This window comes from Streptomyces sp. NPDC087845, assembly GCF_044742755.1.
GTDB lineage: Bacteria > Actinomycetota > Actinomycetes > Streptomycetales > Streptomycetaceae > Streptomyces.
In genome coordinates this window covers 103,945-124,208 of record NZ_JBIUVC010000019.1, presented here as the reverse complement: position 1 = coordinate 124,208, position 20,264 = coordinate 103,945, and the positions used below count along the sequence as shown (strand labels likewise).

Annotated in this window: 16 protein-coding genes and 6 pseudogenes; 14 read left to right on the top strand and 8 right to left on the bottom strand. The window is 70.3% G+C overall.

The window, feature by feature from the left end; translation table 11 throughout:
* The 3 genes and pseudogenes from ACIOMQ_RS34745 to ACIOMQ_RS34735 all read right to left on the bottom strand — a co-directional run.
* Positions 1–150: pseudogene (locus ACIOMQ_RS34745) on the bottom strand (IS5/IS1182 family transposase); the annotation flags it as partial.
* Positions 151–214: 64 nt separating this feature from the next.
* Positions 215–875, bottom strand: a pseudogene (locus ACIOMQ_RS34740) (transposase); the annotation flags it as partial.
* Between the two features lie 94 nt (positions 876–969).
* Complete coding sequence (locus tag ACIOMQ_RS34735) at positions 970–2,175, bottom strand: MFS transporter (RefSeq protein ID WP_362211093.1); 1,206 nt, start codon at positions 2,173–2,175, stop codon at positions 970–972.
* Positions 2,176–2,238: 63 nt separating this feature from the next.
* Between ACIOMQ_RS34735 and ACIOMQ_RS34730 the strand changes: the two genes are divergently transcribed.
* The 3 genes and pseudogenes from ACIOMQ_RS34730 to ACIOMQ_RS34720 all read left to right on the top strand — a co-directional run.
* The gene (locus tag ACIOMQ_RS34730; protein WP_362211090.1) at positions 2,239–2,649 is read left to right on the top strand and encodes a MerR family transcriptional regulator; all 411 of its coding nucleotides are present in this window, start codon (positions 2,239–2,241) and stop codon (positions 2,647–2,649) included.
* Between the two features lie 295 nt (positions 2,650–2,944).
* Positions 2,945–3,971 (top strand): annotated as a pseudogene (locus tag ACIOMQ_RS34725) (transposase).
* A gap of 206 nt (positions 3,972–4,177) precedes the next feature.
* Positions 4,178–4,389, top strand: a pseudogene (locus ACIOMQ_RS34720) (LuxR C-terminal-related transcriptional regulator); the annotation flags it as partial.
* A 112-nt stretch (positions 4,390–4,501) separates the two neighbouring features.
* Here the strand turns inward: ACIOMQ_RS34720 and ACIOMQ_RS34715 are convergent.
* Both ACIOMQ_RS34715 and ACIOMQ_RS34710 read right to left on the bottom strand, forming a co-directional pair.
* A complete protein-coding gene (locus ACIOMQ_RS34715; RefSeq protein WP_362211087.1) occupies positions 4,502–5,530 on the bottom strand; it encodes an SMI1/KNR4 family protein in 1,029 nt (342 codons plus the stop codon).
* Between the two features lie 218 nt (positions 5,531–5,748).
* Positions 5,749–6,336, bottom strand: coding sequence for a GNAT family N-acetyltransferase (locus ACIOMQ_RS34710; RefSeq protein ID WP_401754256.1), 588 nt, complete (start codon positions 6,334–6,336; stop codon positions 5,749–5,751).
* A gap of 339 nt (positions 6,337–6,675) precedes the next feature.
* Here ACIOMQ_RS34710 and ACIOMQ_RS34705 point away from each other — a divergent pair, with 339 nt between their 5' ends.
* The 7 genes and pseudogenes from ACIOMQ_RS34705 (at position 6,676) to ACIOMQ_RS34675 (ending at position 13,309) form a co-directional block, all read left to right on the top strand.
* The gene (locus tag ACIOMQ_RS34705; RefSeq protein ID WP_402191789.1) at positions 6,676–8,469 is read left to right on the top strand and encodes a phosphodiester glycosidase family protein; all 1,794 of its coding nucleotides are present in this window, start codon (positions 6,676–6,678) and stop codon (positions 8,467–8,469) included.
* A 744-nt stretch (positions 8,470–9,213) separates the two neighbouring features.
* Positions 9,214–9,513, top strand: a pseudogene (locus tag ACIOMQ_RS34700) (iron chelate uptake ABC transporter family permease subunit); the annotation flags it as partial.
* A 100-nt stretch (positions 9,514–9,613) separates the two neighbouring features.
* Positions 9,614–9,718: a hypothetical protein gene (locus tag ACIOMQ_RS34695; protein ID WP_362211107.1), complete on the top strand. Its 105-nt coding sequence runs from the start codon at positions 9,614–9,616 to the stop codon at positions 9,716–9,718.
* 89 nt (positions 9,719–9,807) lie between these two features.
* Entirely contained in the window at positions 9,808–10,806 is a 999-nt protein-coding gene (locus tag ACIOMQ_RS34690) for a FecCD family ABC transporter permease (protein ID WP_401940155.1), read from the top strand.
* Positions 10,807–10,922: 116 nt separating this feature from the next.
* Positions 10,923–11,624: an ATP-binding cassette domain-containing protein gene (locus tag ACIOMQ_RS34685; protein ID WP_402191794.1), complete on the top strand. Its 702-nt coding sequence runs from the start codon at positions 10,923–10,925 to the stop codon at positions 11,622–11,624.
* An 80-nt stretch (positions 11,625–11,704) separates the two neighbouring features.
* A pseudogene (locus ACIOMQ_RS34680) lies at positions 11,705–12,235 on the top strand (siderophore-interacting protein); the annotation flags it as partial.
* A 339-nt stretch (positions 12,236–12,574) separates the two neighbouring features.
* Positions 12,575–13,309, top strand: a complete 735-nt coding sequence (locus ACIOMQ_RS34675; protein WP_362211076.1) for an MgtC/SapB family protein — start codon at positions 12,575–12,577, stop codon at positions 13,307–13,309.
* A gap of 365 nt (positions 13,310–13,674) precedes the next feature.
* Here the strand turns inward: ACIOMQ_RS34675 and ACIOMQ_RS34670 are convergent, their stop codons facing one another.
* The 3 genes from ACIOMQ_RS34670 to ACIOMQ_RS34660 are packed head-to-tail and all read right to left on the bottom strand — an operon-like array spanning position 13,675 to position 17,701.
* Positions 13,675–15,804 carry an iron ABC transporter permease gene (locus ACIOMQ_RS34670; protein ID WP_401270821.1) on the bottom strand — a complete coding sequence of 710 codons (2,130 nt, stop codon included), beginning with the start codon at positions 15,802–15,804 and terminating at the stop codon, positions 13,675–13,677.
* 2 nt (positions 15,805–15,806) lie between these two features.
* Positions 15,807–16,781, bottom strand: coding sequence for an iron-siderophore ABC transporter substrate-binding protein (locus ACIOMQ_RS34665; RefSeq protein ID WP_362211073.1), 975 nt, complete (start codon positions 16,779–16,781; stop codon positions 15,807–15,809).
* An 8-nt stretch (positions 16,782–16,789) separates the two neighbouring features.
* Positions 16,790–17,701 (bottom strand): ABC transporter ATP-binding protein, encoded by a 912-nt coding sequence (locus ACIOMQ_RS34660; protein WP_401939998.1) that lies wholly within the window; start codon positions 17,699–17,701, stop codon positions 16,790–16,792.
* A gap of 336 nt (positions 17,702–18,037) precedes the next feature.
* Between ACIOMQ_RS34660 and ACIOMQ_RS34655 the strand changes: the two genes are divergently transcribed.
* The 4 genes from ACIOMQ_RS34655 to ACIOMQ_RS34640 all read left to right on the top strand — a co-directional run bounded on the left by ACIOMQ_RS34655 (position 18,038) and on the right by ACIOMQ_RS34640 (position 19,792).
* The gene (locus tag ACIOMQ_RS34655; protein ID WP_402191786.1) at positions 18,038–18,166 is read left to right on the top strand and encodes a hypothetical protein; all 129 of its coding nucleotides are present in this window, start codon (positions 18,038–18,040) and stop codon (positions 18,164–18,166) included.
* 41 nt (positions 18,167–18,207) lie between these two features.
* A complete protein-coding gene (locus ACIOMQ_RS34650; protein WP_402191784.1) occupies positions 18,208–18,591 on the top strand; it encodes a hypothetical protein in 384 nt (127 codons plus the stop codon).
* A gap of 239 nt (positions 18,592–18,830) precedes the next feature.
* Positions 18,831–19,130, top strand: coding sequence for a hypothetical protein (locus tag ACIOMQ_RS34645; protein WP_362211069.1), 300 nt, complete (start codon positions 18,831–18,833; stop codon positions 19,128–19,130).
* A gap of 203 nt (positions 19,131–19,333) precedes the next feature.
* Positions 19,334–19,792 carry a CBS domain-containing protein gene (locus tag ACIOMQ_RS34640; protein WP_362211066.1) on the top strand — a complete coding sequence of 153 codons (459 nt, stop codon included), beginning with the start codon at positions 19,334–19,336 and terminating at the stop codon, positions 19,790–19,792.
* The last annotated feature ends 472 nt before the right edge of the window (positions 19,793–20,264 follow it).

The window sequence follows — 20,264 nt, the reverse complement described above, 5'->3', positions numbered from 1 at the left end:
CTCGCGCTTCCTGGCCCCGCCACGAGCTTCGTGACGACGCCCCTCGACCACGGCCTGCCACGGTCCCGCCAACTCCTCGACCAGGGAGGCGAGATGCCCCCGGGAGACCCCTGTGAACACCTGATGCGCGAGAACCGTCCGACTGAGCATGATCGCCACATCCGGATCATGCCACCCACCAGCAAGAACACATCACCCCCTATCACGCACCAACTCGTAACTTCGCTGAGCCGTGATAGGTCGCGAGGAGGCGGTCCGACCGGCCCTGCTCGGCCCAGCAGGATCCGCCGGTCGGGCGTATGCCGAGAGGCCCGAACTCGTCGAACGCGAAAACGCGGCCGGGGAAGCGTTCCATGACGTGCTCGATGCGGTCGAGTTTGGCGTCGCGGTCGGGGGCGGGGGACTCCTTCCACGTCTTGGCCCGCTGGAATGTGACGCCGCGTCGGTCGAGCGGGCAGCATAAGGCCTCTCGACCGAGGCGGATCACCCGGGCGTGGACCTTGCGCAGGTAGGCGACGAGCTTGCGGATCGACCAGCGGGTGAAGGGCTGGCCGAGCCTGGCCGGGCGGGTGGTGGCCGTCGCCACGACGAAGTCCTCGTCGTCGGGATTGAGTTGGCGGGGACGGCCTCCCGCCCACTGAGGGTCCAGACAGGCCAGACCGATCTCGTTTGACCGGTGAATGACATCGCGCACTGTGTCCTCGTCCGCCTGGACCAGCTGGGCGATGACCAGCACCCGGTTTCCACCGGGCCGAGGCCAGCAGCATCATCGCCCGCCGGTAGCGCACCGAACTGGTGCTGCCCCGACGCACAATCTGCTGCAGCCGCTGCCCCTCCTGATCAGTCAGTCTGCGGACCTTGACAGGCTCTGCCACCATGCCTCCACGCGCTGGCTGGGATGTCAGCCCCCATCTAGTCGGCCCCGGCCTCAGCGCGGGCAGAACCCGGTGAACCCATGCGGTCACGGCACTAGTAGCCGCGGGGCGCGGTGGCGGGAAATCCGTGAGTGCGGGCACCGACCGTGACCACCAGTGCGGAGATGAGCAGAAGGAGCGCGGTCCACGGCAGCCAGGCGGCACCGGTGGCGTCGAGCAGGAGCCCGCCGAGCATTCCGCCGACGGCGATCCCGAGGTTCCAGCAGGTCACGATCAACGACTGAGCGACGTCGCCGGCCGCTCCCGCGGCTTCCGCCGAGGCGGTCTGCAACAGCGTGGCCGTCCCGCCGAACGCGAACCCCCAGGCTCCGGCGCCGACATACACCAGCCAGGACGCGTCGTTGACCAGCCCGAGCAGGAGAACAGAGGCCGCGAACAACCCGCAACTGGTGATCATGAGCACCCGCAGTCGCCGGTCGATGAGTGCGCCCGTGACCCAGATGCTGACCAGTGAGAGCAGCCCGAAGGTGAGCAGGACCGCATCGACCTGTCCGCCCATGCCCAGCTGGTCGAGGATCGGGGCGATGTAGGTGTACAGGAGGTTGTGCGCGAACACGTAGACAAGCGTCACGAACAGGATCGGGACGACTCCCGCTATGCGGATCGTGCGCGTCAGCGGAAGTCGTTGCTCCTTGCCCCGGCCAGGGAAGTTGGGCACGGTGGCGATCACCCAGACGATCAGCAGGAGGGTGAGTGCTGTCATGACAGCGAACGCGGTCCGCCACTGCAGGACGCGGGCGAGGAAGGCTCCCGCCGGGACGCCGACCGACAGGGCGATCGGTGCGCCCGCCATGGCGACGGCCATCGCCCGGCCGCGCTGGTGCGGTGCGACCATGCGCGTGGCGTATCCGGCAAGGAGCGCCCAGAGCAGGCCGGAGACCACACCCGCCAGAAACCGGGAGCCGAGTGTGAGGGCATAGTTGTTCGAGGTCGCGGTGACGGTGTTCGCCACGGCGAAGCCCGTGATGGCGAGGAGCAGAAGGTGACGCCGCGGCCAGCCCATCGTGGCCTTGGTCAGGGGGACCGCCGCGACCACCGATCCGATCGCGTACACGGTGACGGTCTGCCCTGCGGCCGACTCCGTGACCCCGAGGTCACGGCTCATCGCGGGAAGGACTCCCGCGGGAAGGGTCTCCGTCAGCAGCGTGATGAAGCCGGCCGCAGCGAGTGCCAGAAGCCCTGCCAGGGGGAACCGGTCCCCCGCGCTGGTGCGCTGTTGTGTCTCGTCGAGCTGAGTCATAGTCTTCACATTGATGGTTGACATCAGTGTGAAGGTCAAGTCGGGTCCAGCGAAAGGGCTCTTGTGAGAATCGGCGAACTGTCCAGGCGTACGGACACCCCGGCGCGCCTGCTGCGGTACTACGAGGAGCAGGGGCTGATCGAGCCGGAACGCATGCCCAACGGCTACCGCGTGTACGGCGAGTACCTCGTCGACCGGGTGATCCAGATCCGGGGGCTGCTCGACGTGGGCCTGCCGACCCGGATCATCAAGCAGATCCTCCCGTGCCTGAACAAGCCGCGCACCATCCACATGCCCTACGCGACCCCCGACATGGTCGCCACGCTCGAACACGAACGTGACCGGATGACCGAGAAGATCGCGTGTCTGACGAAGAACCGCGACGCGATCCACGACTATCTGGCGCAGGTGCCGCCCGGCCCTCCGGACACGGCCCCGGAGGGCGGCGAGGAAGCGGCGGGTGCCAGTAACTGATCTTCACCCCGGGGCCGCAGACGACCGTCTCCAGACCGTCTCCGTCACCGACCTGCTTCCCGACAGCTGCGTCTGGGCCGACCATCAGCTCGACGCTGAGCGGAGCGCGCCACTCGGCACGAGCTGACACCGCCAGACGACAACGTGGCGAACGAGGCCTGATGCGGCACTAAGCCTCGATCCACCGACCGATGCCTGTGGATGACGTTTGGGAAAATGGAGGAGTGCCTTGTGACCTGCGATGATGGGAGTTCTTCACGCTTCCGGCACGCGCAATCAGCAAGGCACTTCCGAGATGCAGGTTTCCCATACGCCGGCGGCGGTCTCCGCTGCGTTCGATGACCCGAATCCGATCGCGCAGGCCGGGCTGGTCCCGGTGATGCGGCTGGCCGAGCAGTGTGGTCTGCCGCGACTGGTGACGGAGAAGGTCAAGTTGACCGGGGTGAGGAACGGCGCGGGTGCGGCGGCGGACGCGAAGGTCACCAGCATCGTGGGCGGCATGGCCGCAGGTGCAGACAGCATCGACGACCTCGACGTCCTGCGGCACGGTGCGATGCCGACTGTGTTCGGCGGTATCCGTGCCCCCTCCACGCTCGGCACTTTCCTGCGCGCGTTCACCCACGGCCATGCCCTCCAACTTCACGCCGTGCACAGGAGGTTCCTGGGTGCGCTGGCCGCGCATACCCCGCTGCTGGCCGGGGCCGATCAGATGGCGTTCATCGATGTCGATTCCACCCACAAACGCGTCTACGGCCGGACCAAGCAGGGCGCCGAGTACGGCCGGTTCAAAGGCATCCGCACCCTCCACCCGCTGCTGGCCACGATCTGCACTCCACAGTCCCGGCCGGTGATCGCCGGGGGGCGGATGCGCCGCGGCAAGGCAGCCGACTCCCGCGGCACCCCGAAGTTCGTCAGTGAAGCTCTGGCCACCGCCGAGGAGGCCGGGTGCACCGGCACCCGCATCCTGCGGGCGGACTCCCAGTTCTACAACGCCGGGGTGATCGCCGCCTGCCGCCGGGCCGGCGCCCACTTCTCGATCACGACCGGTATGAACCCCTCCATCAAACGAGCCGTCCTCAGCATCACGGGCACTCACCCTGTGGGCCCTCGCCTACAACCTGCTGCGTGCCACCGGTGCGCTCGCCTCCACCTTCCACGCCAGGGCCACCACCGCGACCCTTCGTGCCCACCTGATCCACGTCCCGGCCCGGATCGCCCGCTCCGCACGGCGCATCACCCTGCACCTACCCGGGCGATGGCCCTGGCAGCATGCCTGGACACAGAGGTCCGACACCGTCCACGCCCCGCCCGAAGCGCCCTGACGCCCCTGACTATCCCGCCCCGCCGGGGCCCGACCGGAGCAGAACTGTGGAAAAACTGGGCAGGCCAGCAAGTACCGCCTGCCCGCGCCCAGTCACAACCCCGCCACCCCGACCCTCGAAGCCTCAAAAGATCACTTCAGAAACAGACCGGTGAATCGAGGCTGAGTGACTGACTCAGGAGATCCTCGGCCGACTGCGGCTGCGGCCTGACCGGTCGCGAACGGTTCGTCCTTACCCTGGTCGCGTCCGGACTCGACAACGCGGAGAGCGCCGAGAACTCGGCATCACCGCCGGCACCGTGAAGTCCCATGTGAACGCGCTGCTGCGCAAGCTCTGGCTGCGCGACCGGGTGCGGGCGACGATCCTCGCGTACGGCCTCGGCCTCGTCGGCCCGAACCCGCCCGGCACCCCCATCTGACGGACCACCGGCCGCCGCCTCCGCCACGAGAGGGCCCCGCACCATGACCGCCATGTCGGGCATGGCCGGGGGCGCAGGGCATACGCCGGAGTTCCGAGCCGACTGCGTCCGGCTACCGCTCACCGGCCACGACGGCGAGCTCCTTGAGCAGCACGGCGGCGGCGGTCTCGGTCATCCGGTACCCCTCGGCCGTCTCGACGATGTCGCCCGCAGCGACACGGGAGGTCCACCAGTCTTCCAGGAAGCCGCGGGCGTATCCGCCCGTGTGGAAGCCGAACGGGTCGGACACCAGGCAGAAGACAATCATGAGCTCGTAGTCCGGCTGGGCATAGGAGCGCTCCTGCGCATGCGGCGCCCTGATGTACCGCTCGAAGGAATCGACCTGATTGCCACTCGTGAACAGCCAGAACAGGTAGTCGTACATCAGCGTCGAACGTGCGTCGGCGTGCAGGGCGAAGAACCCCTTCTCCCGCACGATGGCCTCAGCCAGCCCCCTCATCAACCCGTCCGCGTCGGGCAGGAGGTCCGCGACTTCGCGGAAGGCCCGCAGCAGGATGGGCGAGAAGCCGCCCTCGCGCACCGTGGCAAGAGCGGCCAGCCGGTCCTCCTCCGACGTGTCGTAGACGGAATCGTCGACCAGACCCTCGATGAACGCCTCGAAGTTCTCCGCGACCGGGGTGATCGCGAAGTCGGCCTCCTGATCGACATGCACCACCGACGGCTCACCGTCCTTGCCGCACGCGCGGTAGTCGAGGGCCAGCATGTCGTGGCCCGCCGAGGGCGTGTCAGCGAAGTAGACGCCGATGTCGGGGTATTCCCACATGTCGATCCAGAACCGGCTGCCGAATTCGCCGCCGAGCGAGTGCGGCTTCGTCCGGCCGACGCTCAGAATCCCGGTGATGGCAATGTGGTCCTCGGCCCAGGACGTCGGCTCATCCATGGGGAAGCAGTCCCGGGCCGGGATGCCGCCGTTGTGCGCGCGCATCAGGGCGATGTAGGAGCCGGGTAGGCGATACCCGCCGAGTTCCTCCTCCAGCGAGGCGATCAGTTCCTGCGAGGGCGGGGCCTCGACATAGCTCTCCAGCGCGTACGACGAATCCTCCCAGAATCCGGTGCCGTCGAAGCCCTCGAAGTGCCCCACCACGTCCTCCTTCGAACATTCGCCGGCCATCCTATGAGGCGCCGTGTCGTCGCTGCGGTCCGGCCCCCTCCGGCGGCGCGGCAACCCGGCGGGGGCGGGGACGCGCAGGGGGATGCCCGCACACGCCGTCGCCTCTCCCTTTCTCCTCCCCGGCGTCCGCGTACGGCTCCTGCGGTGGTGGGGACGGTTACGTGCACGGGGAGGGTGGCCCTCCGGCGTCATGGATCTTCCTGGTCATGGTTGACCGGTGCATCGTCCGCTTGAGACGGCTCCGAGCACTGGCCGGGATGCGAGTCCGTCGCGAGTCGCGCGTGAATCTCGACGTCGTAGCGGATACCGCCGTAGGCGAGCTTTTGCCGTTGGAGACCCTCGGCTGTGAAGCCGGATGCGAGGGCTGCTCTGCAGGAAGCGGGGTTGTTGGTGCGGTGCCCCAGTTCCAGGCGGAACAGCCCCAGGTCGGCGAAGCACCAGGCGGCCGGCGCCTGGCAGCCGTAGGTGGCCACCCCTCTGCCGCGGGCGGCGGAGGCGGTCCAGTAGGAGATCCATCCGGTGGCGTGCTGGGGATCGAGGTTGCTGACCGCGACACCACCCAGCGCTGTGTCGGTGCTGTCCACGACGGCGAAACTGTAGACAACCTGCCGGCGCCATTGGTCCCTCCGTCGCTGGAGCCATTGCTCGGCGTCCGCGACCGTGGCGATGAGTGCATCGGCTTGCCGTTGCATCAGCGGTTCCGCGAACGCCTCCCACACCGCGGGGGCATCGGAGAGTTCCCATGGGCGCAGGCCCAGCCCCGCCGGCGAACGCATTCGATCACGCATCCTGTGGATTCTCCCCGCCGGTCCGGGGCCACACGACCGAATTGCCGGGGCCGCACCACCGAATGGGTCGAGGCGCCGACGCCTTCTACCGCCTCACCGCACTACCCCGCCCTGCCATCTGACCGGCAGCCCCACCTGACCACCCACGAACCGAAGGACCTGGAGAACCCGACCCCCAACGCCGGGAGCCAGCCATGCCCACCAGCCGAAATCACCCCCTACACCAACCCGTCGACGACCAGCGACGCCTCGCCGCAGCAGCCGAAGCGGTGAGGTTGGTTAGGGTGGGGCGCCCGTCAGCACGGGCCCACCCGAACGGAGACCTGAGTGCCGCGCCGCGCGACCCCCCGATTCACCGGCTCCATAGCCATACCCACGGCCCTGGCGCTGAGCGCCGTCTTCCTGCTGGGTGCTGCCACCCCCGGCCAGCTGACACAGGCCGAAGCCGCCGCGGCAGCCGGCACCGAGCCGGTGGGGCGAATGCCGCTCGGGCCCGAGGACGTGCCCACCCAGACCCGGCCCGCCGAGGAGCTCGCGCCCGGCGTCACCTACCGCAAGTACTGGCAGGGCGAGGCCTCGGACTCTTGGGCGGTCTGGGTCCGCCACCCCGAGAAGGGCACCGAGACCTTCGGGACCAGGGCGGACGCCGACGCACTCGCGGCGGCGGTGACCACGGCCGGGTTCGAAGCCCGCGTCGACACCTTCACCGTGCAGGAGAGCGCCGACACCGACAGCCGGATCGTGGGTTACGGGGTCCGGGCCGGCCGGTTCGCGGCCGACCGGCGGGCTGACGCCGTCCAGCTGCAGAGCGCTCTGGCCGCGGCGGGCTTCGGCAAGAGCCGAGTCTTCTTCACCGCCGAGGATGGCGGCGAGAGCAAGGGTCCGTGGCAGGTCAGGGTCATCACTGTCGCCCCGTCGGCCCAGGTCGCGCTGAAGGCCGTGCACGGGACGGACGTCCAGAACTCCGAGACGGTGCGGCAGCTGGCCAAGGACAGTGGCGCGCTGGTCGCGGTCAACGGCTCCGAGTTCGACATCGGCGGCCCCAACAACCCGTCCTTCGCCGGCTTCGAGGGCGTGCCGCAGGGCCTGTACATGCAGGGCAACACGCTGCTTGGCGCCCCAAATAACGGACGCACCTCCTTGCTTCTGGAGGGACTTGGCAGTCGAGCCGTCGTCGACGAGGTCACCTCCCAGACGCAGGTGGCGGCTCCCGACGGAAGCGTGCGCGTGGTCGACGGCATCAACCGGCCGGCCGGCCAGGTCCTCGGCTGCGGCGGCGTCGGCGACGACTACCGCTCCACTGACCGAGTCAGAACGCTCCAGCCGTGGCGCAACACCCGCTGCCTCGACCCGAACGAGATCGTGGTCTTCCGCCCGGAGTGGGGCGCCACCACACCCACCCCGATGCGCTGGGACCAGCCGTGGACCGACGCCACGACAGGGTGGCAGGCCCAGTGGTACGCGAACGAACGGGACTTCGCCGCGCATACCGTCGATGTCGTCATGGACGGCAACTGGGTTGTCAAGGAGCTCCGCAGCCCGGCCGGCGGTCCGATCCCGGCCGGCGGCCGGGTCCTGCAGGGCATCGGCGCGGGCGCCGACTGGCTGCGGGCCCACTCCGAGGTCGGCAAGGCTTACAAGCCCGGTTCGAAGGTGCTCGGCCGGGACGGGAAGTCGGTGACCACCCCCACACTGTCCGCGGTCGCGGGCGGCACACCGGCGCTCGTCCGAGGCGGCAAGGTGTGGCTCAACCCGGCAGCCAACGGGATGTCCCAGTACTCCTGTGTCCCTGCCGACCTCGGCCCGGGCGAGAAGTGCCGCTCGAACAACACCCTGTTGCAGCGCCACGCCCGTACCCTCGCCGGAGTGATCGCGTCCGGTGAACTTCTGCTCGTCACCATCGACGGCCGCGACCCCACGCTCAGCGTGGGAGCGACCCTGCCCGAGGCAGCCAAGGTGATGAAGTGGCTGGGGGCGACGGACGCGGTGGGCCTGGGCAGCGGCGGCGATACTACGCTCATCGCCAACGACACGCTCTACAACCGGCCCGTGGACGACTGGGGCGGCACGCTGCGCGAGCGCGCGGTGAGTAACGCCGTCGTCATCATCAAGAAGCCGTGAAGTAACCAACGAGCTCGTGCATGGTGAGCGCTGGCGCGTCGGCATGGTGGCTGTTGATCATGGTTGACATGGTGGGGAACCAGGCGCGTGCGGCGATCACCGAAGTCAACGGATCACGGGGCTGACGCCCGATGTGATGGCTGAACTTATCGCTGAGGTCGACCCGTTGTGGCACGAGCGGCGCCAGGCGGCACTCGGTTCGCGTCCTCGTCGCAGGGCGGTGGGTGCGGGAGCGAAGCACAAGCTGGTCTTCGTCGACCGGCTGTTGGCCACCCTCGTCCATCTTCGCTGCGAGCGGCCCGCGCTTCAGCCCGGGAGACCGCCTGGATACAGGCCGCCGAGACCGGCGAGGGCATACCCGCTGTCCGGGCCGCAGGGCGCGAACTTCCCGGCCTGGTCCTGGAGCTCGACGCCACGCTGATCACCTGCCGCTCGGAGAAGGAACAGGCCGCACCTACCTATTAGGGCGGCTTCGGCTTCCACCCGCTGCCGTGTTTCCTCGCGAACACGGGTGAGGCCATGTCAGGGCGACTGCGGCCCGGCAACTCCGGAGCTGACACCGCCGCCGATCACATCGCGGTGCTGGACGACGCCCTCGCGCAGACCCCCGACGCTGGCCGGCGCGTTCGGGCTCACCGTGCTCGTCTACGCCCTCGGATCGATCGGGGCCGACCGTGGCACCCCGGTAAAACTCACCCTCGCGGGCGTCGCGTTCACCGCCGTCTGCGGCGGCTTCCCTCCGCCATGGCGCTCAAGAGCACGACCGCCTTCGACATCATGCGGTTCTGGGGCGTCGGATCCATCGGCGGCCGGTCGCTCGACATCCTCCCCGTCGCCCTGCCGCTCATCGGCGGCGGTCTCGTTCTGGGACTGCTCAGCGCGGGCCCGCTCAACGCCCTCGCGCTCGGCGACGACATCGCCCGGTCCCTGGGAACCCGCCTCGCGCTCACCCGGGTGACCGTGGTCCTCGCCGTCACGCTGCTGGCCGGGACCGCTGTCGCCGTCGCCGGACCCATCTCGTTCGTCGGGCTGATGGTGCCCCACATCGTGCGGTGGTTCGCCGGACCCGACCAGCGCTGGATCCTGCCCGTCACGGTCGTCGCCGCCCCCCGCCTTCCTGCTGGCCGCCGACATCGTCGGACGCGTGGTGCTCCCCTCTGGGGAACTGCAGGTCGGACTCGTCACCGCGCTGGTCGGCGCACCCGTCCTCGTGTCCCTCGTCCGGCACCGGAAGGTGAGCACCCTGTGACCGCGAAAGCCCTGTCAGAGCGCCTGCCGGAACCCGTGCCGGGCCGGGTCGACTTCGGACGAACCGTCTGGAGCCGGCGCTTCGGGGGGATGGCGCTGCGCATCGAACGGCGATCCGTCCTCGTCTGTGCTGCCCTGGCCGTGACCGTGACCGCCCTCGGCGTCCTCACGCTCGGCACCGGGTCCATCTCGCTCTCGCCCGCGCAGGTGCCGTCCGCTCTGCTCGACCCGGACGCCGACTCCCGTGCGCGGCTCGTCGTGGTGAACTGGCGGCTCCCCAGGCTGCTGTTCGCGGTCATCTGCGGTGCGGCGCTCGCGATCAGCGGAGCGATCTTCCAGTCGCTGACGAAGAACCCGCTGGGCTCCCCGGACGTGATCGGCTTCGCCTCCGGTTCGTACGCGGGCGCGAGCGTCGTCATGCTGCTGCTCGGTACCGCCAACTACCTGGCCGTTGCGTCGGGTTCACTGATCGGCGGGGCGGCGACCGCCCTTCTGGTGTATGTGCTGGCCTACCGCGGCGGGCTGCGTCCGTTCCGTCTCGTCATCGTCGGCATCGCCGTCGGCGCGTTCCTCTATTCCCTCACCTCGATGCTGCTCCTCTCCGTCAACCCGCAGCAGGCCATGCTCGCGGCCACGTGGGGAGCCGGATCCCTCAGCGGACTCGGCTTCGATCAACTGCGGGCGGCGGCGGTCGTCTTCGCCGTCCTGCTGGTCTGCTCCGCCACCGTGGTACGACCCCTGGTCCATCTGGAGATGGGCGACGACACCGCCGTGGCACTCGGCGTGTACGCCCAGCGCACCCGGCTCGTCGCCACCGTCGTCGGAGTCGCACTCACCGCTCTGGTGACCGCGGCTGCCGGCCCGATCGCGTTCGTCGCGCTCGCCGCACCGCAGATCGCCCAGCGTCTGACCAGAGGCTCCACCACGCTGCACATCGTTCCGGCAGCGCTCACCGGCGCCGCCGTCCTGGTCGCCGCCGACTTCATCGCGCAACGCATCGACCTGCCCGTGGGCGTCGTCACGGTGTGCATCGGCGGTGCCTATCCCGCCTGGCTCCTCACCCGTCAGTACGCGGGCCGCCGCCGATGAACCAGCGCATCTCACCGGCGCCGCTGGCCTCGTCGCCCCGGCCGCCGTCACTGCCCCGACCCTTCAGCCACGAGGAGCAATCGTGACCACGACGACGCAGCACACCCGGACCCCGGATCCGGCACGGCTGGAGGTGCTCGACGCGTCCATTCTCCCTGCGGGTGCCCCCCGGTACCAGCCTGGCGCTCGTCGGCGCCAGCGGCTCGGGCAAGAGCACCCTGGCCCGCCTGATCGCGGGCCTGGGCGAACCGTCCCGCGGCCGGATCACCGTCGGGGACACCGAGGACCCCCACTCCCCCACCTGCTACCTGGTCACCCAGGAGGTCCATCTGTTCGGCGGCACCCTCGCCGACAATCTGAGCATCGCCCGGCCCACCGCAACCGACGCCGAACTCCGGCAGTCCCTGCGCGAGGTCGGGGCCGACTGCGCGCTGGACCTGGAATCCGGACTCGGCACCGTCCTCGGCCCCGGCGGCACCCCGCTCGACGACGGGGCGGTCCAGCACCTCGCCCTGGCCCGCGTCCTGCTCGCCGACCCGTCCGTCGTCATCCTCGACGAGGCCACCGCCGAATCCGGTCCGCAGACCCGCGCACTCCTGAGGACGGCCCTCGCACGGGTCACCCGGGGGCGGACCAGTGTGATCGTCGCGCACCGCCTGGAGCAGGCACGCGACGCGGACCAGGTCCTCGTCCTCGGACACGGCGAGGTCGCCGAGCGCGGCACACACGGCGAACTGCTGTCCCGGGCAGGCGAGTACGCCGCCCTCTGGCACGCGTACACCCGCACGCCCCATCCTCCGGACCCCGTCGCCCCGTAGCGCCGTAGCGCCTGTCCGGCAGCCACCACCCCACACCCGCGCGATCAGAGGAAACCACCCCGCACGAAGGAGCAGCACCCATGACGATCCACCGAGCCGTCGTCGCCCGAGTCCGGCCCCTCACCACGACGATGACCCGCGCCACCTTCCACGGCGGAGACCTCGCCGCGTTCACCTCGACCGGTGTCGGCGAGGAGTACGTACGTCTCTTCCTCCCCCACGGCCCGGACCGTGCCGACGTCTCCCTGCCCGAGACCACCGACAACGGCGGCTGGCAGACCCCCGAGGGGCATCCCGTCGCCCCCATGCGCACCTACACCATCCGGTCGGTGCGCCCGGAGGCCGGGGAGATCGACATCGATTTCGTGCTGCACGACCACGGGGTGGCGTCCGGCTGGGCCGCCGCCGCCTGCCCCGGCGATGTGATCGGCCTCTGCTCCCCCACCGCGCTCTACAGTCCCCCAGCCGATCTCGCCTGGCAGGTACTGATCGCCGATCTGACCGGTCTGCCCGCCGTCGCCCGTCTCCTCGAAGAGACCCCGGACCGGGTCAGGACCCGGGCGGTCGTCGAGGTCCCCGCGCCGTCAGCGGCCACGGCGGTGTGCCGGCCGCCGTCGGCCGGCCCGGTCCGACGCGTGTGCCAGGCCGTGAACACCGGCTCCCGACAGAAGAACTCGTCAAAGTGACTGTACCGGCGATCGGTTGGCGGGATCTGCGGACTGACGAGGCTTCCGACCGCGCCCGCGGAGAAACCATCACTGCGGTGGGGGCCGACGCCGGCTGGCTATGGTGGTGGGTCTGTGCTGTGGCTCGATGTGCCTCCACGGGGCGCGTCGTCCCGCGCCGCGAGGTGGGCGGATGCTGTTCGTGACCTCGCGGCGCGGGCACCCGCCTTCGGAGAACGCACTGGGTCGGCCGCAGCGAGCACGCCACGGCAGGAGGTTTTCGGTATGACGTCGGCTGTGTGGGCGAATGAGCCCAGCGGGCAGGGGTGGACGCAGGTCATCGAGTTCGTCGCGGCACTGCTGCTGTCGGGAATGATCGGGGTGGAGCGGCAGATCCGGCAGAAGGCGGCCGGGTTGCGGACGTACACCACGGTCGGCGCGGGTGCGGCGCTGTTCACGCTGGTGAGCAAGTACGGGTTCATCGACGTGCTGCATGCGGGCGCGGTCGTGCTGGATCCCTCGCGGATGGCGGCACAGATCGTGTCGGGACTGGGCTTCATCGGCGCCGGTGTGATCTTCGTGAACCGCGGTTCGGTTCAGGGACTGACCACGGCGGCCACCATCTGGCTCACCGCCGCGGTGGGCTCGGCTGCCGCCGCCGGGCTCCCACTGCTGGCGGTGCTGGCCGTCGCGGGGTACTTCGGCGTCTCGTACGGGGTACGGCCCCTGCTGGACCGCTTGCCCGCGCTGCGCACCATGACGACGGGGTACCGCATCGTCTATCTGCAGGGCACGGGACTGCTGCGGGAGCTGCTGGACCAGTGCACGCAGGCCGGCTTCTCCGTGCGCGAACTGCGCACCATCACCGGGCCGGCCCCGGAGGGGGACGAGGGCGCCGGACGGACGGTGGAGATCGCTCTGGCGGTGGAAGGTCACGGCGACGCCGACGCGCTCACCGCGCAACTGGCCGCGGTTTCCGGGGTACTGGCGTGCAGCCGCAACGGTCCGCGCGAGGAGTGAACGCCTGCCCGGGGCCGGTACGCGGCTCCTGTGTCCCGCCACCGGTCATGCCTGCGCGCGCCGTTCGCACTGCCGGGTACGGAAGGTCGTCATGTCCCGTCGGACGGGGGTACGAAGGCCGGTCGCGTCGATCTGGGGCCACCGCCCCGCTCGCTCCCGGCACCCGCACCAAGCACCTTCACCACACGCCCTGGCGAGACTTGGCCGGCGTCCCTCAGCGGCAGCCCCTCATGGTACGGAGCACCACTCGCCGGACGCCGCGCCCGCGCCCGCCTCGCCGGCCGGTCGACTCGCGCCGCACCGTGACCCCGCGATGCCCTTGCGGCCGGCCGCCTCCCGTGTCGCACGGGCCTCGGGACTCCGCGCTATCCGTCGGCCCTGGACCGCCACAGCAGCCAGCCGAAGTAGGGGGCACCGATCACCGCGGTGACGACCCCGACGGGAATCTGAGCGGGCGCGATGACCGTCCGGCCGAGCGTGTCGGCGACCACCACCAGCAGGGAGCCCATCAGCGCGGCCACCGGGAGCACCCGGGCATGGCGCCGGCCCACCAGAGCGCGCGCCGCATGCGGTGCCACGAGTCCGACGAAGCCGATGGCGCCGACCGCCGCGACCGCCGCGGCGGTGAGCAGGACGGCGATGCCGAGCAGCACCAGACGCGTGGTGCCGAGGCGGATCCCGAGCAGTCTCGGTGTGTCGCCGTCCAGGCCGACGAGGTCGAGGTCGCGGCGCATCGCGGCGAGGACCGGCAGAGACACGGCGAGAGCGGCGAGTACCGGGAGGACCTCGGGGAACGTGCGCCCGTAGGTCGAGCCGGAGAGCCATACGAGGGCTTTCGTCCCGTTGTGCGGATCGGTCAGCACGATCAGCAGACTGACCAGCGCCGCCGCACCCGCGGAGACACCGATACCGATCAGCACCAGCCGGTTCTGCTCCAGCCCCTGCCGGGCCGCGAGCCCGAAGACCAGCGCGGCGGCGGCCGCGGCCCCGGCGAGCGCGGATCCGCCGATCAGCCAGAAGCTCGCGAGCGGGACGACCGTCAGCGTGATGACGGCGCCGACCCCCGCTCCCCCGACCACTCCGAGGATGCCCGGTTCGGCGAGCGGGTTGCGCGAGACCGCCTGCACCACCGCGCCCGCCGTCGCGAGCGCGGCACCGGCGAGCAGCGCTGCGGCGATCCGCGGCATCCGGGTGTCGAGCACGAAGGTGACGAGCTGCCCCGACCGTCCCGTGAGCCAGTTCCCCACGTCGCCGAGCAACAGGCGGGCATCGCCGAGGAGGGTCGCCGCGACCACCGCGGCGACGAGAGCGACGGTCACCACCGAGAGGGTGAGGACGAAGGCACGGCGGCTGCGCAGCCGGGCGAAGGCCGCCTCGGGGCTGCCGGAGCTTGCGTCCCGGGACCGGTGGGCCAGGACGACGAGCACCACGGCACCGAAGAAGCTCGTCACGATGCCGGTCGGTACGGCCGCGCCGGCCTGGGCCCCGAAGAGGGCGCGCAGGAGGACGTCGGCGCCGAGCACGACCAGTACGCCTGCCAGCGCCGAGGCGGGGATGAACGCCCGGTGGCGCAGCAGCGCGGGTGTGCGGGCACCGACCAGCCGGACGATCGCGGGCGCGCACAGCCCGACGAAGCCGATGGGTCCGGCGATGGTGACGGAGACGGCGGAGAGGACCACGGCGAGGACGACGGCGACGGCCCGCGTGATGCGGGGGCTGACCCCGATCACCGCGGCTTCGTCGTCCCCGAGTCCGAGGATGTCGAGCCGTCTGCCGAGCGCCACCAGCCCGGTCAGCGCCAGGAGTGCGACCGGGGCGAGCGGGCCGATCGTCTGCATGCCGATCTGCGCGAGAGAGCCATTGCCCCACGCGTAGAGGCCGGTTGTCTGCTGGGCGCGCAGGAGGAGGAGCATCTGGCTCAGGCCGCTGAGCCCGAGGGTGAGGGCCGAGCCCGCCAGGACGAGCCGGGTGGGGCCCGCTCCGGCACGGGCGAGGCCCAGCACGATACCGGCGGCGAGCAGGCCGCCGACCAGGGCCGTGCCGCCGGCCGGGAGAGCGGGCAGGGTGATGCCGAACGCGGCGACGGCGACGACCGCGAGGTAGGCGCCGGCGTTCACGGCGAGCGTGTCGGGCGAGGCCAGGACGTTGCGTGCCACCGACTGCAGTACGGCTCCGGCCGCGCCCAGTGTGCAGCCGACGACCAGCCCGGCGGCGAGCCGCGGCAGCCGCGAGGCCACGAGGACGGCGTCCGCCGAGCCCGAGCCGTCGCCGTCGGTCCACAGGGTGGTGAAGGCGCGCCAGAGGGTCTGCGGTCCGACGGCCGCCGTGCCCTGGCCGATGTGCACGACCGCGAGGGCGAGCAACGCGAGGAGCGCCCCGAGGGCGAGAAGGGCGAGAGAGCCGCGGCGGGCCGGCCGGCCGGCCCCGGCGGAGGGAGTTTCCTCCGCCGGGGTGCTCGACGGCGCGGCTGCGGCCTTCGTCGTGTGGATGCTCACGTTCACTTGGTCAGTGCGTCCACGAGTGCGTCGATGTACTGCGTCATCGATGCCGTGCCACCGAACATCCAGATGCCGTCCGGGAGCCGGTGGACGTTGTCCTTCTTGACGAAGGGCAGCGACTTCCACACCGCGTTGTCCTTGAGCCCGTCGGCGAACGGGTCCCCGTTGTCGGCGGTGTTGGTGATGTAGACGAACTGGGCGTCGCCGACCTTGGTGAGACCCTCCACATCCGTCGCCGCCAGGCCGTAGCCCTTGTCGCCCTTCATGGTCCAGGGGCTGACCAGGCCGAGTTCGGTGTTGATGTCGGTGATCAGCGAGCCCTTCACGAAGGGGCGCACCGAGACCTGGCTTCCTTCCTTCCATCCGTCGGCGAAGGCGACCTCTTCGCCGTCGAGTCCGGCGGCGGCGAGTTCCTTCCTGCCGTCGGCGATCTTCTCGCGGAAGGCGGCGATCTCGGTCCTGGCCTTGTCCTCGGTTCCGGTGGCCTTGGCGATGAGGTTCACGTTGTCGGTCATCCGGTCGATCTGCCGACTGGCGTCCGCCGCCCGCGCCACGATGAGGGGGGCCACCTTGGAGAGCTGCTTGATGGCGGAGGCCGGCAGGTCGTCCGTCGCGACGATGAGGTCGGGCTTGAGGGCGGCGACCGTGTCGACGCTGGGCTCGCCGCGGGTGCCTATGTCCTTGACACCGCCGGTCAGCGGCGCCGCGGTGTCGTAGGCCTTGTAGCCCTTCACGTCGGCGACGCCGACCGGGTCGATGCCCAGGGTCACGAGCGATTCGACGACGTTCCATTCGGTGCCCACAACGCGCTTGGCCGGCCCGTCGAGCGTCACCTTCTTGCCGCGTGCGTCGGTGACCGTCAGCGCGGAGGCCGAGGCGGAGTCCTTCTTGGGTGCCTCGGAGGTGCCGCAGCCGACAAGGGTGATCGCGGCGGTCCCGGCAATCACGGGCCATGCCCAGTGCTTGGTCGTCATGAGGTGTTTCAGGGCCTTTCGAGCCGAAGGTGGTGTCTTCCCACCGCGCGGGTGCGGGGGGTGCCCGTAGCGGGGTCGGGTTCGACCTCGATACGGATGCCGTAGGTATCGGTCAGCAGTTGGGGGTCGTACACCTGGGCCGGAGTCCCGGCGGCGGCGACGCGCCCCGAGGACAGCAGGACGACCTGGTCCGCCACCGCGGCGGCCTGGTCCAGGTCGTGCAGGACGACGCCGATGGTCACGCCGTGTGTGTCGGCGAGCTCCCGGACGAGGTCCAGGATCTCCACCTGATAGCGCAGGTCGAGGTAGGTCGTCGGTTCGTCGAGGAGCAGCACTTCGGTGTCCTGTGCCAGGCAGCAGGCGAACCAGACGCGTTGGAGCTGGCCTCCGGAGAGGCTCTCGACGCCGCGGTCGGCGAGTTCGGCGACGTTCGTGACGGCCAGGGCGTGCTCGACGAGCCGCGCGCCGTCCGGGTCGCTCCCTCTCAGCCGGCTGCGGTACGGGTGTCGCCCGAAGCCGACCACCTCACGGACGCTGAGACCGGCCGGAGTCGTGCGGCTCTGCGCGAGCAGCGTGATGCGCCGGGCGAAATCCGTACGGGAGAGAGCGAGGGCGTCGATCGGGTCCTCGCCCTCGACGCCGACGGTCACCCTGCCGGCGCGGGCCCGGTGCAGGCGGGCGACGGCACGCAACAGGGTCGACTTTCCGCTGCCGTTCGGGCCGATGAGCGCGGTGACCCGTCCTCGCGGAAGACGGAGGTCCGCCCCGTGTACGACGTCGACGCCGTCGTAGGCGACCGTGATGCCCGTCGCGGCGAGGCCGGACGGAACATCGGTGCCCTCGGCGGACGCGCCGGGGTCGTCGGCCACGGTGCGGGGAGGCCGTGGGGTGTCTTCTCGGTCGGGTGCAGTCACGATCACCCGAGCGAGGTTAGCCTAACCTAACCAATAGTCGAAAATCGGCCCCCTCCCCAGATGAGTTGGCTGGAAATAAACCTTGGCGGTGCCGAGGGTCGCCCCTACCCGCAGAGGGTGGGATCAGCTCCTGATGGCCCGTAAGACGGAAACGCGCGCCCGTGACGGCCTCCAGCTCGGACGGCCCGGCGGGCGGCCCCTCGATGCCGGCGGACCGCAGACCGCGTGCTCGATGTCAGTGCCCTGCGATAGACACTCCGGCAGTAACGCAAGCGCGACACCACGGAAGAGGGACCCACCATGGCAGGCAGCGGAACGTCAGCGAGCACACCGGGAGATGACGTGGCGGATCCGGCCCACGGGCTGCCCGGCCGCATCGGCGTCGTCGGCGGTATCGAGTCGCTGGTCCTCGACGGCCGCCGCCTGTGGTTCGGCTTCGATTTCACCTCCGACCAGGTGCTCTCCCCCTGATCGACGACGCAGGAGCCATGGCGCGGTACGCCGCGCAACACATGCGCCAGCGCACAGGTGCCCACGACGAGCACTACTGGGCCCAACTCGTCCAAGCCGCTGTGGAAAGCTCGGACCTGGTGTGGAGTGACGAGCAGCGCACCTTCACCACGCAAGCACTGGAGGCAGGGGACGCAGGCTCCGCACACGGACACCTGCTGTACCTGCTCGACGCGGCAACGGAGGAACCGGCCCACGGCGGCACCGACCACAATCGGACCGGATCCCGAGAGCCCGCCACACAGGCCGGACTCCGGCCCGACGAAGTGACCCCCGACGACGAGGACGGGGTGCTGCGGAGGCGGGGTGCGGTACAAGCCCGGACCGCGGTCGGCAACTGGTCGCTGCTGTTCGCGCCGTACGCCCGCAGCGCACAGACCGGCTGACCGCCGGGCCGGGCGCGCCGATGCGCCGGCCTGCGGATCTCCGTGGAGGCAGCATCGGCGTTCGGCGCATCTCCACCAGATGGTCGCCCGGCGCGCGTCGGGCGCCGGGCGGACCGGTCCCACCGAGCCAATGGATGGACGGGACGGCTGCTCGGCATGCGTCGCGCGACGTGCCGGAGCACGCTGAACCTGAAGCAGCCTGTCCACGACCGGCAGCCGGCCGGGAAGGGGTGACAGCGATGTTCGCGAGGCTGAGCACCTATGAGGGATCACCGGTTCCCGCGCAGGGAGTCCTGACCGCGAACTGGGAAGCCACGCTCCAGCAGGTCCAGGAGGTTCCCGGCTTCCGGGGCGTGTACTACCTCATCGACCGGGCCTCCGGGAAGGCCACCTCACTGACCTTGTGGGATGACGAGCAGACCATGCGGGCCGGAGAGGCAAGGACAACCCGGCTCCGCGAGGAAGTCGCGCACAGGGAAGGCCAACGGGTTGTCTCGGTCGAGCGCTTCGAAGTGGGCTTCAGTCATCTGGAGCCGTAGCAGTCACCGCTCGGCATGCTGACGGCACCGCAAAGTCGGCGGGCCGAAGGAACGGGAGACATTGTACGAGCACTTGGCCCCGGGCGCGATCGCAGCGGGCCCGGGGGTTCCTGTGGTGCCGACTCGTCCGGGGAGCGGTGCTGAGCCATTCGTGTTGTGATCGATGGCGGAGGGCACAACGCTTGTCGAGAACGGAGGACATCATGGCTGAGAAGATGCGAGCACGAGACATCATGTCCGGTGGCGTGCAGTGCGTCGGTGCGCACCAGTCGCTGTTCGACGTGGCGAAGATGATGCGCGATCTGGGCGTCGGTTGCCTGCCCATCTGCGGCGACAACAACAAGCTCACAGGCTTGATCACCGACCGTGACATCGTCGTCAAATGCTGCGCCGAGGGAGTCGACCCGGCAACCGTGCAGGCCGGATCACTCAACGCCAAGGTGCACTGGATCGACGCCGAAGCGGACGCCGCCGATGTCCTGACGGCCATGGAGGAGCACCAGATCAAGCGGTTGCCGGTGATCGACGTCCAGAGCGGCCACCGTCTGGTCGGCATGATCACAGAGGCCGACCTTGCGAAGAATCTGAGCGACGAACAGATCGCCGAGTTCGCGAGCCGCGTATACGCGAGTGCCGGGATGTCGGGTCGGTCCGCCGGCTGAGGCGCCTCGTCGAACCCTGGGCGGCAGCCTCCGACCGGGTGTCCCATCCGCACCCCGCCCGGCCGAGGGCCCGGTGAACTGGCGGGTACCGCATCCGCAGAGTGGACGGTCCGCACTGCATGCGCGGGCCATGCTCCTGATGTCGATACGGCAGGTACGACCTTCCGGCTCGCGACGGCCTGACCGGCCAAACGGTCGACGAGGTTCTGGGTACGGCTGGCGCTTCCGCCGTCCTCGGCGGCCTCTCCCCCCGCCGTCGGAAAACCGCCTGCCCGACGAAGCCACGATCCGGGCTGTGACTCCCGACGTGGGAGCCGTGGCCGCCCTGGCATGCCACAAAGGGCTGCGCGTCCCGACCTGGACGCCGTGGCCGCCCTGACGCGCCTGGCCTGCGCGTCCCGGCCCGGCCCGCACCGCCACGCCCGGCTCCACACCGCCACGCAGGGCGACCGCGTCCACCTCGCAGGAAACG

What these genes read in the sequence shown, in the direction of transcription:
- ACIOMQ_RS34735 (WP_362211093.1), bottom strand. Translation starts at nt 2,175, where the DNA reads ATGACTCAGCTCGACGAGACACAACAGCGCACCAGCGCGGGGGACCGG.
- ACIOMQ_RS34710 (WP_401754256.1), bottom strand. Translation starts at nt 6,336, where the DNA reads ATGCGTTCGCCGGCGGGGCTGGGCCTGCGCCCATGGGAACTCTCCGAT.
- ACIOMQ_RS34690 (WP_401940155.1), top strand. Translation starts at nt 9,808, where the DNA reads ATGGCGCTGCGCATCGAACGGCGATCCGTCCTCGTCTGTGCTGCCCTG.
- ACIOMQ_RS34675 (WP_362211076.1), top strand. Translation starts at nt 12,575, where the DNA reads ATGACGTCGGCTGTGTGGGCGAATGAGCCCAGCGGGCAGGGGTGGACG.
- ACIOMQ_RS34665 (WP_362211073.1), bottom strand. Translation starts at nt 16,781, where the DNA reads ATGACGACCAAGCACTGGGCATGGCCCGTGATTGCCGGGACCGCCGCG.
- ACIOMQ_RS34650 (WP_402191784.1), top strand. Translation starts at nt 18,208, where the DNA reads ATGCGCCAGCGCACAGGTGCCCACGACGAGCACTACTGGGCCCAACTC.
- ACIOMQ_RS34645 (WP_362211069.1), top strand. Translation starts at nt 18,831, where the DNA reads ATGTTCGCGAGGCTGAGCACCTATGAGGGATCACCGGTTCCCGCGCAG.
- ACIOMQ_RS34640 (WP_362211066.1), top strand. Translation starts at nt 19,334, where the DNA reads ATGGCTGAGAAGATGCGAGCACGAGACATCATGTCCGGTGGCGTGCAG.